The following is a 13,203-nucleotide window of genomic DNA, read 5'->3' on the forward strand; positions in this document are numbered from 1 at the left end:
GCCACCGGATGCCGGTGGCCGCCCTCGCCGTGTCACACGCGGTCTCAGCCGAGGAGGCCGCCGATGGGGTTCTGGCCGGCGCCGCCGCTGGAGCCGCCGTCGGTGGACCCGCCGTCCGAACCGCCGTCCGAACCGCCGGAGCTGGTGCCACCGGAGGAGCTGGGGCCCGCGCTGCTGGTCGGGGGCTCCTGCGGGGCCGTCTCCTGCGGGGGCTCCTGGCCGGTGCCCTGGGTCTGGCTCGGCTGCCCGGTACTCGCCCCGGTGGCCTGGCCGGATTCGCGGACGGAGTCGGAGCCCGGGGTGGACTCCCTGGCCGAGGGGGTGGTCGCGGCACTGGACGGGGCCGCTTCGGGACGGCGCCGCTCCGGGGAGCGGGACGGCTTGTCCTTGCCGGTGGTCTCGTCGGGGAGCGGGGAGCCCGGCAGCTGGTTGGTGGGGTTGTCGTTGGGGCCGGGCACGGTGACGACCTCGGTGGACCGGACTGCGCCGCCGACCATGGAGCCGACGAGCAGGGTCAGCCCGACCACGACGGTCGCGACGACCGTGCCGCGGCGCAGGACGCGGCGGCGGAGGTCCCAGATCGCCGAACGCGGGCCGAGCCTACGCCAGGCCTCGCCCGCGAGGCGCCCGTCGACCGAGTAGACGGGGGCGCCGGCGATGACGAGCGGGCTCCAGGCGGCCAGGAAGATGATGTCGGGTGCGTCGTACGCGGCGACGCTGCGCCAGCTGACCGTGACGAGGAGGGCCGCGGAGAGCAGTGCGCCGAAGGCGGCGGCGACGCGCTGCCAGAGGCCGAGGACGGTGAGGACGCCGACGACGACCTGGAGGAAGGCGACGGAGAGTCCGGCGCCGACGGGGTGGGTGAGGGCGAAGTCGCGCAGCGGCTCGGCGACGGGCCAGGGGTGCAGCGAGGTCATCCACTTGACCATGGAGCCGCGGTCGCCGCCGTCGAAGTAGACGGGGTCGGAGAGCTTGCCCATGCCGGCGTAGATGGAGATGAAGCCGAGGAAGACGCGCAGCGGGAGGAGGACGACGCCGAGGTTCATGCGGCGGCCGGGGAAGTAGGCGTGCCGGACGTCGTCGCCGGCGTGGCGCCGTTCCCCGGCGGTGGAGTCGTCGGGGCTCCCGTCGTACGGGTCGCTCGCCGGAGGGCTGGTCTCGACGGCGTCGTAGGCGCCTACGGCCTGCCGCATGGGGGGCAGCAGCGGGCCGGTCCGGCCGGTGCGCGGCGAGATGACCACGGGGTTGGGCTGGGTCTCCTCGAGGAGCGGGATGACCTGTGTGCCGCCGCCCGTGTCGCCGCCGTAGCCGCTGCCCGCGTCGGCGCGGGCGTCGAGGTGGCCCGCGGTGGAGTTCCGTACGGCCTGCAGGAGCCCGGTCGCTCCGGGGTCGCCCGGCTCGGACCTGCCGCTCCATACGACGGGCGCCCGCCTGCGGCCGCCCGCGCCGCTCATGGCGGGGATCCTGACCGGTCCGCCGGAGGCCACTGGGCGCAGACGTGTGCGCTGGCCCGGGGCGAGCTGCACCCGGAAGCTGGCGTGGCTGACGATGACCTGCGCGGGGTCGCTGTCCACCTTCGTCATGCTCAGGGCGGGTTGATCGTCGAACCGAGGCGTTCTGGTGTCCACACTCATCTAACCGAGTGATGTGTGATTAGGACACTGCCTTGACACGTCCGAAGTGTCCGAGACCCGTCAATAGTCTGTGACGGCCTGCGGTTCCCCGTGGATCGGCCCCGGATCGGGTGCGTCATCGGGGGCCGTGGACGGGCCGCGTACGCCGTCCGGCCCGGGGGCTGTACTCCCGGGCCGGACCTGGCGGATAGACCGGGCGCGGGGAGTACATCCCCCGGTCCCGGGTCGGGCGTGGCGGCGGGCCGCCTCGCTCGATCAGGCGCGGCGGCGGGCCACCTCGTACAGGACGATGCCCGCGGCGACTCCGGCGTTCAGGGATTCGGCGCCGCCGGGCATGGAGATGCGGACCCGGTAGTCGCAGGTCTCGCCGACGAGGCGGCCGAGGCCCTTGCCCTCGCTGCCGATGACGATGACGACGGGGCCGGCGAGTGCTTCGAGGTCCTCGACGGTGTGTTCGCCGTCGGCGGCGAGGCCGACGACGGTGAGGCCAGCCTTCTGGTAACCCTCGAGCGCCCGGGTCAGGTTGGTGACACGGGAGACGGGGGTGCGGGCGGCGGTGCCGGCGGAGGACTTCCAGGCTCCGGCCGTCATGCCGGCCGCGCGGCGCTCGGGTACGACCACGCCGTGGCCGCCGAAGGCGGAGACGGAGCGGACGATGGCGCCGAGGTTCCGCGGGTCGGTGACGCCGTCGAGGGCTACGATCAGCGGGTCCTCGTTGTTGTCGTACGCGGCGGCGGTGAGGTCCTCCGGGTGCGCGTACTCGTACGGCGGGACCTGGAGGACGAGGCCCTGGTGGTTCAGGCCGTTCGTCATCCGGTCGAGCTCGGGGCGCGGGGCCTCCATGAGGTGGATGTTGCCACGCTCGCCGGCGAGCTGGAGGGCCTCGCGGACCCGCTCGTCGTTGTCGATGTACTGCTGGACGTAGAGGGTGGTCGCGGGGACGCCGTCGCGCAGCGCCTCGAAGACCGGGTTGCGGCCGACGACCATCTCCGACGTGCCCTTGGCGCCACCGCGGCGCGGGGCGGGGCGGCGGGCCGCGGCCTGCTTGGCCTGGGCGCTCGCCACCCGGTTCTTCTTGTGTCCCTTGCGGACGGAGGCGGGCGGCGTCGGTCCCTTGCCTTCGAGACCACGGCGTCGGTTACCGCCGCTGCCGACCTGCATGCCCTTCTTGTTGGACGTGCGGCGGTTCCTGCGCTGGCTGTTCCCGGCCATGACCTACCTGTTTCGTTGCTTCAGAAAAACGTGTCTCAAGTGAAAGTGTGCCGCCCGGACGGCCGGGCGGCACATTTGCGCTGCTCACGCGGGTGCCAGGGGGGACCGCTCAGCGCGGGCCGAGGGTCCACCGGGGTCCGCCGGGGCTGTCCTCGATGACGAGGCCCGACTGGTTGAGCTGGTCGCGGATGGCGTCGGCGGCGGTCCAGTCCTTGCGCTCGCGTGCCGACTGGCGCTGGTCCAGGACGAGCCGTACGAGGGTGTCGACGACGCCGTGCAGGTCCTCGCCGCGGTCGGTCTCGCCCGCCCAGTGGGCGTCGAGGGGGTCAAGGCCGAGGACGCCGAGCATGGCGCGCACCTCGGCGAGGCGTGCGACGGCGGCTTCCTTGTCGTCGGCGGCGAGGGCGGAGTTGCCCTGCCGGACGGTGGTGTGGACGACGGCGAGTGCCTGGGGGACGCCGAGGTCGTCGTCCATCGCCTCGGCGAACGCGGGCGGCACCTCGGCGGCGGGGGCGACCACGCCGCCCGCCTTCTCGATGACGCGCTGGACGAAGCCCTCGATGCGCGCGAACGCGGACTCGGCCTCGCGCAGTGCATCCGCGCTGTACTCGATCATGGAGCGGTAGTGCGGGGTACCGAGGTAGTAGCGCAGGACGATGGGGCGCCACTGCTTGACCATCTCGCTGACCAGCACCGAATTGCCGAGGGACTTCGACATCTTCTCGCCGGCGAGGGTGACCCAGCCGTTGTGCACCCAGTACTTCGCGAAGTCGTCGCCGTAGGCCTTGGCCTGGGCGATCTCGTTCTCGTGGTGCGGGAAGATCAGGTCGATGCCGCCGCCGTGGATGTCGAAGGCGCGGCCGAGGTACTTGTGCGCCATGGCGGAGCACTCCAGGTGCCATCCGGGACGGCCGCGGCCCCAGGGGGTCTCCCAGCTGGGCTCGCCGGGCTTGGCGGCCTTCCACATGGCGAAGTCGCGCTTGTCCCGCTTGCCGGTCTCGTTGTCGCCGGAGGGCTGCCGCAGGTCGTCGAGGTCCTGGTTGGAGAGCTCCAGGTATCCCTCGTACGAGCGCACGTCGAAGTACACGTTGCCGTCGGCCTCGTAGGCGTGGCCGCGCTCGATGAGGCCGCGCATCATCTCGACCATCTCGGTGATGTGGCCGGTGGCGCGCGGTTCGTAGGTGGGCGGGAGGCAGCCCAGGACGTCGTAGCCGTCGTTGAACGCGCGCTCGTTCTCGTAGCCGATGGACCACCAGGGGCGGTTCTGCTCGGCGGACTTCTTGATGATCTTGTCGTCGATGTCGGTGACATTCCGGATGAACGTCACGTCGTACCCGCGGTATTCGAACCAGCGGCGCATGATGTCGAAGTTCAGTCCGGACCTGATGTGCCCGATGTGGGGGGCGGCCTGGACAGTCGCGCCGCAGAGGTAGATCGAGACACAGCCCGCTGTGAGCGGGACGAAGTCACGGATCTGCCGGGCGTTGGTGTCATGCAGGCGAATAGTCACCCCTCAAGGGTAGTGGGCCCGCACCAGTGCCCGGCGCCCCCTGTGGAAAACGTGTCACAACTAATCGGTGACGGTGTCCTCGGGCGCCGGTGCGCGCCCGCCGTGGGGCAGGGTCAGGGCAAGTGCGGCACCGGCGAGGGGCACTGCGGCGAGAGTTGTCCACAGGACGGGTCCCGGGGTGTCCAGGAGTGCGCCGGTGGCGGCGCTGCCCGCGAGGACGGCGAGGCCGGAGACCGAGGACAGGGCTCCGGTGGCGAGGCCGAGCCGGTGGTCGTCGACGAGGTCGGGCACGAGCCCCCGGGCGGCGGGGATCAGCAGCATCTGACCGAGGGTGAGCAGGACGACGAGGGTCGCCGCCGGGAGCAGTCCGGCGGGCCCGGCGGGTGTGAGGGGTACGGCGGCGAATCCGGCCGCGACGACGGCGAGTCCGGTGACGAGGGCGGTGCGGGGTGCGATGCGGCGGGCCGACCAGCGGGTGAGGGGCAGCTGGGCGCCTACGACGAGGAGGGAGGAGAGCGCGAAGAGTCCGCCGATCGCGCTCTGCGACCCGGTGGCGTGTTCCACCTCGACGGGCAGGGCGAGGTAGAGCTGGTTGTAGGAGACGAGATAGGTGCTGTAGGCGAGGCACAGCAGGAGGAAGGGACGGTTGGTGAAGACGTCCCGGGGGAAGCGGCCGTGTTCCGGTCCGCGGGTGGTGGTGCGGGGCCGGTGCGGCATGAGGCGGGCGTGCCCGGCCAGTACGCCGACGAATACGAGGGCTCCGGCGATGCACGCGGCCGTGAATCCGCCGCCCAGGAGCAGGAGGAGGGTGCCGAGCAGGGGTCCGAGGAAGGCTCCGGCCTGACCGGAGGCGAAGAACACGGCGAGGACCTGGGCGCGCGGTGTTCCGGTTTCGGTCTCGTGTGCGACGGCTGCCCGGGCGGTCTCGGACTCGACGGCGGGTGAGAAGAGTGCGGCGGCGAATCCGATGAGGAAGACGGCGCCGATGACGGTGGCGGTGGAGCCGGCCAGGGCGAGCCAGCAGAATCCGGCGATGCGCAGGACGCATCCGGTGAGGACGACGGGCCGGGGGCCGTAGCGGTCGGTGAGGGCGCCGCCGACGACGAAGAGGCCCTGTTGGCTGAAGGTGCGCAGTCCGAGGACGAGGCCGACGAGCCAGCCGGCCATGCCGAGTCCGTCGCCGAGGTGGGTGGCGAGGTAGGGCAGGACGGCGTAGAAGCCGATGTTGAAGGCGAACTGGGTGACGGTGAGGAGCCGGAGGTAGGGCGTGAGGCGGGCCTTGCCGGTCCGGACGCGTTCCGGGTGTGTGGTCATCGGTCGCGCCCGCCGCGTACGGCCGCCGAGGTGAGCACCGCGAGTGCGCCGAGGGCGGCGAGGGCGGCGGCGGGGGCGAGGACGGCCCAGGGGGCTCGTTCGGCGTAGGCCATGTTCTCCGAGAGCATGCGGCCCCATTCAGGTGCGGGGGGCTGTGTTCCGAGGCCGAGGAAGCCGAGGGAGGCGAGGGCCAGCGCGATGGCGGGGACGCGCAGGACGGCGTGCCGGACGACGGGCGGTACGACGCCCGGCAGGAGGTGGCGGCGCAGCAGGTGGCCGCGTCCGCCGCCGAGGGCCACGGCGGCGGCGAGGTGCGGGGCGGCCTTCTCCTGGGCGTGCAGCGCGGCGGTGTGTGCGGCGAGGGGGGCCCAGGCGACGGCGGCGACGGCGAGGGCCGCGCCCCAGGGGCCTGGGCCCGCGACACCGGCGACGACGAGGCCGACCAGGACCGCGGGCAGGGCGTTGGCGGTCTCGGTCAGGGCTCCGGCGCGCAGGAATCCGGCGATCAGACCGAGCAGCAGGGTGACGGCGCCGACCGCGAGGGCGGTGAGCACGGTCCGGGCGGCGCCATGGCCCAGCCGGGCGAGGATGTCGCGGCCCAGCGAGTCGGTGCCCAGGGGATGGGCGGCCGAGGGCGAGGCGAGGCGGACGGCGGCGTCGACGGCCAGCGGGTCGCGCAGCAGGCCGGCGACGGCGACCGCGGCCAGGAGTGCGGCCAGTGCGACGGCGGTGAGGGTGACGGTCCGTCGTACGGGCAGGGGTGGGGCGGTGAGCGCGGGCAGGGCCCGGGCGGTGCGGGCGGGGCCGAGGAGGGCGCGGGAGCCGAGCCGGGCCGCGAGTCCGGCGGCGAGTCCCAGCAGGAGCAGCAGCAGGACGCAGGCCTGGAGGACGGGCAGGTCCTGGGCGAGGGCCGCGGCGAGCGCGGTGCCGCCGAGGCCGGGGATGGCGTAGAGCGTCTCGACGGCGACGGCGCCGCCGGTGAGGCCGGCGACGACCAGTCCGAGTTGGGGCAGCAGGGTGGGGAGCGTACGGCGCAGGGCGTGGGCCGCGATGCGGTGCGGCGGTATGCCGCCGGCGGTGGCGGCACGGGCCCAGGGTTCGGCGAAGGCGGCGGGCAGTGCGTCGTCCAGGAGTCGTCCGAGCAGGGCGCCGGCCGGGACGCCCATGGCGAGTGCGGGCAGGACGAGTTGTTCGGCGCGCCCCCAGCCGAGGGCGGGGAACCAGCCCAGCTGTACGGCGAGGACGGTGGCCAGGATGGCGGCCAGCAGGAATTCCGGCAGGGCGGCGAGGACGGCGGCCCCGGCACCGGCGCGGGTCGTGGCGAGTGTGCGGCGGGCTCCTCGCCGGAGTGTCGGGGCGGCGAGGGCGAGGGCGAGGAGCAGGGCGACGGCGAGGGAGACGCCCATCAGGATGAGCGAGACGCCGAGCGCGGACGTCACATCGGGGCCCACGGGCTGCCCGGAGACCCAGGACTCCCCCAGGTCGCCGCGGAACAGTCCGCCCGCCCAGGAGCCGAGCAGGTGCAGCGGCCCGCCGTCGAGTCCCGTCTCGGCGCGAATGGCGTCGAGGACCGCGGGTGTCGGCGGCCGGTCCGCGTAGCGGGCGTGCAGGATCGTGAGGGCGGGGTCGGTCCGGGTGAGCCAGGGCAGCAGGCCGACGACGGCGACGACGGCCAGGAGGGTGGCCAGCCGCGGTCCCAGGTACCGCACCCGGTCAGCCGGTGCGGGTGTCGGCGGTGATGAGGGTGCGCTCCATCGGGTCGAGGGCGACGCCTTCGACGCGGGCGTCGTCGTAGCCCTGGACGAAGCGCTCGTGGACGAGCGGCACGAGGGCGTCGGAGCCGAGCACTGCGGCTTCGGCGGTCATCTCGGCCCGGTGGCGCTCCTCGGTGCCGGCGAGGGAGGCGGCTTCGGTGACGGCGGCGTCGACGCGTGGGTCGCAGAGCTGGGAGATGTTGAAGCTGCCGTCGCAGGTGAAGTCGGAGGCGAGGTAGGAGACGGGGTCGGCGGTGTCCAGCAGTGTGTTGCGGGCCTGGATGAACGCGTCGTACTTCCCGGCGAGCGCGTCCGCCTCCAGTTGCGCGTAGTCGCGGACGACCTGCTTGACGGTGAAGCCGCGCTTCTCGAGCTGCTGTTGGACGATGGTGGCGACCTCGGGGAGTTCGGGCCGGTTGGTGTAGGTGGCGAGCACGATCTCCTTCGTCCTCGCCACCTCGTCCTGTCCGGCGGCCTCCGCCCGGTTCGTGGGGGCGGTGCGGTCCTTCGCCGCCCACGGGACACCGGGGCCGAGGAGCCCCTGTGCGGTGTCGGCCCGGCCTTCGTAGACGCCGTCGACGAGGGCCTCGGAGTCGATCGCCTCGCGGGCGGCCGCGCGCATGGCCGGGTCGGCGAAGACACCGTGACGGGTGTTCAGCGAGAGTCCGTTGGTCCGGGCCGAGGGGAACTCGTGGACGAACCCGTCGCCGAGCAGCGAAGCCTGTGAGATCGGTACGTATTCGGCGACGTCCACGGCGTCCGTGCGCAGGGCGTTGGCGCGGGCGGTCCCGTCGGCGACGAAGGTGACGTCGACGCCCGGCGACTTCGCCTCGCCGCCCCAGTAGCCGGTGTTGCGCTCCAGCGTGGCGGCGACGGCGCCCTTGACGCCGGTCAGGGTGAAGGGGCCGGTGGCGTGCCCGGCGGGGTTCACCTTGCCGCCCCGGTAGGCGTCGGCGGACAGGATCGTGAGGGAGGGGTTGGCGAGCCTCTGCGGAAGCAGCGGGTCGGCGTCCTCGGTGACGATCCGTACGGTGTCGGCGTCCGTGGCCGTCGCCCGCAGGGTGGCGTCGGACAGGACCCGGGGCAGCGGGGAGGCCTTCCCGGCGGCGGTGAGGGAGCGCACCACGGCGTCGGCGTCGACCGTCGTGCCGTCCTGGAAGTCCGCGTCGCGGAGGGTGAACGTCCAGGTGGTGGCGTTGTCCCGCTTCCAGGACGCGGCGAGCGCGGGCCGGGGCGCGCCGTTCCTGTCGAGGGTGGTGAGGCCCTCGATCACGGCGAGGCGGCTGAGGGTGACGGCGTCGTCGCCGTACGGGGACATGGCCTGGGCGGGCGGGAAGGCCATGACGACCCGGAGCCGGCCGCCGCCCTCGGATGCCTCGTCGCCACCGCCGGAACAGGCGGCGAGAGGGAGCAGGAGGGCTGCGGCGATCACCGGCAGGGGTGAACGGCGGCTTCGGAGCAGAGGCATGACGGAGACCCTATATGGAAACGATTATCATCTGAAAAGGAGGGCGGTTCACGCGGCGGCCGGTGCGGGCATCGGCAGTTCGAAGTGGATGATGCCCTGACCGCCGCCGGGCAGGGTCCGCTCGTCGCAGACCTCGTGCGCCATCGACCGCCAGAACGGCTCGGCGCCCGGAACGGCCGGATCGGTGTGGAGGTAGAGCGAGGTGTAGCCGCCCGTCGCGGCGGCGAAGGCGCCGAGCTCCCGCACCAGCCACCTGGCCAGCCCGTGCCGCCGGTGTCCGGGGCGTACGTAGATCCGGCACAGCTGTGCGGTCGTGCCGGAGGGGAAGCGGTCGGCGACCCACCGCGGATTGGGCGGCGCCTGCGGACCGCGGTCCCGCACCGCGCCCGTCGCGACGATCTCGTCACCGTGCCGCACGACCAGCAGGGTGCAGCGCTCGGGCAGCAGGTAGGCGCTCTCCGGATCGATGATGTCGGCGTGCCAGCGCGGTACGTAACCGGAGCCCAGGTCCCGGTAGACGGTGTCCAGCATGACCGCCCGCGCACCGCCGAGGTCCTGCGCCGTGGCCGTCCGCAGGACGTATCCATCGGTGAAGGCCGGCGCGTCCGGCACCCTTGTCGCCCCCGCGGTCACGCTCACCACTGACGCTCACCCTCACTCCGGCCCCGGCGGGCCCGTACGGCACACCATCTGCCGTATCAGCGTACGTGCAAGTGATGCGCAATAAGGTTTCGGGGGTGGTGTCCGGCCAGGTGGGCGGCCCGTAGGCGTAGCTGCGGGGAGTTCCCGAGGTCAGCCGGCGGTGCGGTAGACCAGCGCGGTCGCGATGCCGGCGATGCCCTCGCCCCGGCCGGTGTACCCCAGACCGTCGGAGGTGGCGGCAGAGAGCGAGACGGGGGCGCCCACCGCGTCCGACAGGACTTTCTGGGCCTCGTCGCGCCGCTTGCCGATCTTCGGGCGCAGGCCGACGACCTGGACGGCCACGTTGCCGATCCCGAAGCCCTCCGCGCGCACGATCCGGGCGGCCTCGGTGAGCAGGGTGACCCCGGAGGCACCGGACCACTCGGGGCGGCCGGTACCGAAGTGCTGCCCCAGGTCGCCGAGCCCGGCGGCCGAGAACAGGGCGTTGCACGCGGCGTGCGCCACCACGTCGGCGTCGGAGTGGCCCGCCAGGCCCGGACCCTCGCCCTCCCACAGCAATCCGGCGCACCACAGCTCGCGGCCCTCTTCGAAGGCGTGGATGTCCGTCCCGATGCCGACGAGCGGGATCAGGGGGGCTTGGGCCCGCTGCGGCGTGTGCTCAGAATCCATCGTTCGCCCTCCGGCGCGCGAGAACGGCTTCGGCCAGGACCAGGTCCAGCGGCCGTGTCACCTTGAATGCCTCTTCGTGTCCGGGGACGACCACGACGGGCACGCCGAGGCGTTCCACCATGCCCGCGTCGTCGGTCGCGCCCTCACCGTCGACGGCCACGGTCCCGTGCGCCTTGACGAGCGTGTCCCGGTCGAAACCCTGCGGGGTCTGGACGGCGCGCAGCCTGGCCCGTACCGGGGTCGACAGGACGGGTTCGGGCTCGCCCGGCGTACCGGGTTCGACTTCCTTGACGGTGTCGGCGAGCGGCAGTGCGGGGACGACGGCGGGCGCACCGTCCCGTACGGCCTCGATGACCGCGTCCACGGTGTCGACGGGCACCAGGGGGCGGGCCGCGTCGTGGACGAGTACGACGGAGATGTCCTCGGGCAGGGCGTCGAGGCCGCGCTTCACGGACTCCTGGCGTGTCGCGCCGCCGGGCACGACGAGGTAGTCGGTGCGCTCGGGCAGGGAGTGGTCGGCGACGAGGTTCTTGACCTCGGGCGCGCCGTCCGGGGGCGCCACCACGACGACGAGGGTGACGGCGCGGGACGCGGCCATCGCCCGTACGGCGTGGATCAGCATGGGGGTCCCGCCGAGCGAGCGCAGCGCCTTGGGGGTTCCGGGGCCGAGCCGGACGCCGCGGCCGGCTGCGGGGATCACCACCGCGGTACGGAGAGGGCGCGGTTCAGCGGGCGACGGGGACATCGGTGACATCGGTTGCACTCCGAAGCTTCGGCAGGTTTGTTTCCACGGCCGACATGGGTATGGCCCCAGCGAGCCGGGCGCGACGCCTCGACCTGACCGGGACCCCTTCCGTGACCCCTGGTCGGGCAGGCCGCAGCGAGGGCTTGGTCGAGCTTGCTGAGGGGGATGGCACCGGATACGGGTCCGACGGGATCCGGCCGGATCCCGTCGGTTCTCCACACGGCTCCCGTGGCCCATGTTCCCGTCGGGCCATGAACGCCATGGCGGGGGCCCGAACATGCCGCAGCGCCCGGCGACTCACCGTGGAACACGGTTGGTCAGCGGGCACCGCAGCACATTCTTACGACCGGCGTGATCCGGATTCCGGAGCGATCCGGGTACCGGCGTCATCGTCAGGACGCGAGGACCTCGTCGAGCAGGGCCTCGGCCTTGTCCTCGTTCGTGTTCTCCGCGAGGGCGAGTTCGCTCACCAGGATCTGGCGGGCCTTGGCGAGCATGCGCTTCTCACCTGCTGAGAGTCCGCGCTCGCGCTCACGACGCCACAGGTCACGCACCACTTCGGCGACCTTGATGACATCGCCGGAGGCGAGCTTCTCGAGATTTGCCTTGTAGCGTCGGGACCAGTTCGTCGGCTCTTCGGCGTACGGCGCGCGCAGCACCTCGAAGACCCGGTCCAGCCCTTCCTGCCCGACTACGTCACGCACACCGACGAACTCCGCATTGTCCGCCGGTACACGAACCGTCAAGTCGCCCTGGGCGACCTTGAGCACCAAGTAGGTCTTGTCCACGCCTTTGATCTGGCGAGTTTCGATAGCCTCGATCAGCGCGGCCCCGTGATGGGGATAGACCACGGTGTCGCCAACCTTGAACGTCATGTGACAGGTACCCCTTCCGTGGCTATCCAGAGTAACACGAGAACGGCTTCTCCTGAATGGCGTTTTCGCAGGTCAGGGCATATCTCGGGGCTTGACAACAGCAACACGATCGTGCTGCGGAAGGCATCCTGAGGCGGATATTCGCAGGTCGGAGTGGGCGTGCGGTCGAGCTGAAACACACGCGTCACACGGACCGGAACCCACTCAGAAGGGGTTGAACGTCCCGTTTTGCCGGATTACAGATCTGAACTTTCCGTACTCCGTTCGGACATCGATCACCCGTACGGGCCTTAGTCTCGATGGCCATTGAAATTGATCAACGGCCGGCCACCGGGTGGATTATGCGCAAGGAATGCGCCACCTCCGGCAGAATTGATCACACGCCGCTCGCGTACCGCTCGCGTGCCGATCACTCGCTTTTCGTGAACGCGGTGCGAATCGGCGCGATCGGACCGCCTGTCAGGTCCGGCACCCGTAGGGGCGGGTCGGGTGCGGGCCCTGGACCGCGGCTCGGTAACCTGAGTCCGCTGACACGCACTTAGGGCGGCTTTACGTCGCTCGGCCTTCCTGTCCGCAGAGTCCGAAGCCCGCAGTCCGATCGTTCAAGGAGTTGCCGCCGCCGTGAGCCGCAGCCTTCGACACGGCGCCCTCGCCGTCACTGCCCTCGTGTTCTCGATCGCCTCGCTCTCCGCGTGCGGTGCGGGCAACAACGCAGAGACGCTCCAGGTCAGGCCGGACAACGCGGCCACCGCCGTCGACCAGATCAAGATCCAGAACGCGAACGTCATCGTCCAGCCGGAGCAGGACGCCGAGGGCCCCGCCGTCGTCGCCGCCACGCTGTTCAACGACGGCACGAAGCAGGAGGTCCTGGAGGCCGTCACGCTGCCGGGCACCAACGCCACGGTGAAGCTGCAGGCCGCCGAGGGCAAGGGACCGGTCGTGATCCCGGCCGGTGGACGCCTCATCCTGGGCGGCAAGGGCAACGCCTCCGCCGTGATCGAGAACGGCCGTCAGGCCGGGCGCGCCGGCAGCGTACAGAACGTCGTCTTCGCGTTCAGCGAGACCGGCGACGTCCAGTTGGGCGCCGCGGTCGTTCCCGCGACGGGCTTCTTCGAGGGCTTCGGCCCGAGCGCCCTGCCGGAGACGAAGCCCACGCCCTCGGATGACGCCTCCGAGACGCCGGGCGATCCGTCGGGCAGCCCGACGGGGTCCGAATCGGGCGCCGAGGCCGGGTCCGAAGCGGGCACCGGGTCCGAAGCGGGCACCGAGGCCGGTTCCGAAGCGGAGGGCGACGCGTCCACGTCGTCGGACGAGCCTTCCGCCTCCCACTGACGCACGCCGTACCGCGCGAAGGGGCGCCTCCCGCCGGTGGCGCCCCTT

11 protein-coding genes are annotated in these 13,203 nt (G+C 72.3%); 1 reads left to right on the forward strand and 10 read right to left on the reverse strand.

Annotated elements, in window-relative coordinates:
• Positions 1-44: 44 nt before the first annotated feature.
• The 10 genes from ACFWVP_RS34520 to ACFWVP_RS34565 form a co-directional block, all read right to left on the reverse strand.
• Positions 45-1,634 (reverse strand): DoxX family membrane protein, encoded by a 1,590-nt coding sequence (locus ACFWVP_RS34520; RefSeq protein WP_384502094.1) that lies wholly within the window; start codon positions 1,632-1,634, stop codon positions 45-47.
• Positions 1,635-1,889: 255 nt separating this feature from the next.
• On the reverse strand, positions 1,890-2,846 hold the full coding sequence (rlmB, locus tag ACFWVP_RS34525) for a 23S rRNA (guanosine(2251)-2'-O)-methyltransferase RlmB (RefSeq protein ID WP_384502096.1): 957 nt from the start codon (positions 2,844-2,846) through the stop codon (positions 1,890-1,892).
• 109 nt (positions 2,847-2,955) lie between these two features.
• Positions 2,956-4,356: a cysteine--tRNA ligase gene (cysS, locus tag ACFWVP_RS34530; RefSeq protein ID WP_384502097.1), complete on the reverse strand. Its 1,401-nt coding sequence runs from the start codon at positions 4,354-4,356 to the stop codon at positions 2,956-2,958.
• 60 nt (positions 4,357-4,416) lie between these two features.
• A complete protein-coding gene (locus ACFWVP_RS34535; RefSeq protein WP_384502098.1) occupies positions 4,417-5,670 on the reverse strand; it encodes an MFS transporter in 1,254 nt (417 codons plus the stop codon).
• A complete protein-coding gene (locus ACFWVP_RS34540; RefSeq protein WP_384502099.1) occupies positions 5,667-7,379 on the reverse strand; it encodes an ABC transporter permease subunit in 1,713 nt (570 codons plus the stop codon). Before ACFWVP_RS34540 ends, ACFWVP_RS34535 begins: the two co-directional genes overlap by 4 nt.
• A 4-nt stretch (positions 7,380-7,383) precedes the next feature.
• On the reverse strand, positions 7,384-8,892 hold the full coding sequence (locus ACFWVP_RS34545) for an ABC transporter substrate-binding protein (RefSeq protein WP_384502101.1): 1,509 nt from the start codon (positions 8,890-8,892) through the stop codon (positions 7,384-7,386).
• Between the two features lie 48 nt (positions 8,893-8,940).
• Entirely contained in the window at positions 8,941-9,534 is a 594-nt protein-coding gene (locus tag ACFWVP_RS34550) for a GNAT family N-acetyltransferase (RefSeq protein ID WP_384502103.1), read from the reverse strand.
• A gap of 150 nt (positions 9,535-9,684) precedes the next feature.
• Entirely contained in the window at positions 9,685-10,203 is a 519-nt protein-coding gene (gene ispF, locus ACFWVP_RS34555; RefSeq protein ID WP_384502105.1) for a 2-C-methyl-D-erythritol 2,4-cyclodiphosphate synthase, read from the reverse strand.
• Positions 10,193-10,957, reverse strand: a complete 765-nt coding sequence (ispD, locus tag ACFWVP_RS34560) for a 2-C-methyl-D-erythritol 4-phosphate cytidylyltransferase (RefSeq protein WP_384502107.1) — start codon at positions 10,955-10,957, stop codon at positions 10,193-10,195. Before ispD ends, ispF begins: the two co-directional genes overlap by 11 nt.
• A 383-nt stretch (positions 10,958-11,340) precedes the next feature.
• Positions 11,341-11,823 carry a CarD family transcriptional regulator gene (locus tag ACFWVP_RS34565; protein WP_006380568.1) on the reverse strand — a complete coding sequence of 161 codons (483 nt, stop codon included), beginning with the start codon at positions 11,821-11,823 and terminating at the stop codon, positions 11,341-11,343.
• 621 nt (positions 11,824-12,444) lie between these two features.
• Between ACFWVP_RS34565 and ACFWVP_RS34570 the strand changes: the two genes are divergently transcribed.
• A complete protein-coding gene (locus ACFWVP_RS34570) occupies positions 12,445-13,155 on the forward strand; it encodes a DUF461 domain-containing protein (protein WP_384502109.1) in 711 nt (236 codons plus the stop codon).
• The last annotated feature ends 48 nt before the right edge of the window (positions 13,156-13,203 follow it).

The sequence above is a fragment of the Streptomyces sp. NPDC058637 genome, assembly GCF_042717325.1.
Lineage (GTDB): Bacteria > Actinomycetota > Actinomycetes > Streptomycetales > Streptomycetaceae > Streptomyces.

Coding starts and splice junctions, on each gene's coding strand:
- ACFWVP_RS34520 (WP_384502094.1), bottom strand. CDS start 1,634: ATGAGTGTGGACACCAGAACGCCTCGGTTCGACGATCAACCCGCCCTG.
- rlmB (WP_384502096.1), bottom strand. CDS start 2,846: ATGGCCGGGAACAGCCAGCGCAGGAACCGCCGCACGTCCAACAAGAAG.
- ACFWVP_RS34535 (WP_384502098.1), bottom strand. CDS start 5,670: ATGACCACACACCCGGAACGCGTCCGGACCGGCAAGGCCCGCCTCACG.
- ACFWVP_RS34545 (WP_384502101.1), bottom strand. CDS start 8,892: ATGCCTCTGCTCCGAAGCCGCCGTTCACCCCTGCCGGTGATCGCCGCA.
- ispF (WP_384502105.1), bottom strand. CDS start 10,203: ATGGATTCTGAGCACACGCCGCAGCGGGCCCAAGCCCCCCTGATCCCG.
- ispD (WP_384502107.1), bottom strand. CDS start 10,957: ATGTCACCGATGTCCCCGTCGCCCGCTGAACCGCGCCCTCTCCGTACC.
- ACFWVP_RS34565 (WP_006380568.1), bottom strand. CDS start 11,823: ATGACGTTCAAGGTTGGCGACACCGTGGTCTATCCCCATCACGGGGCC.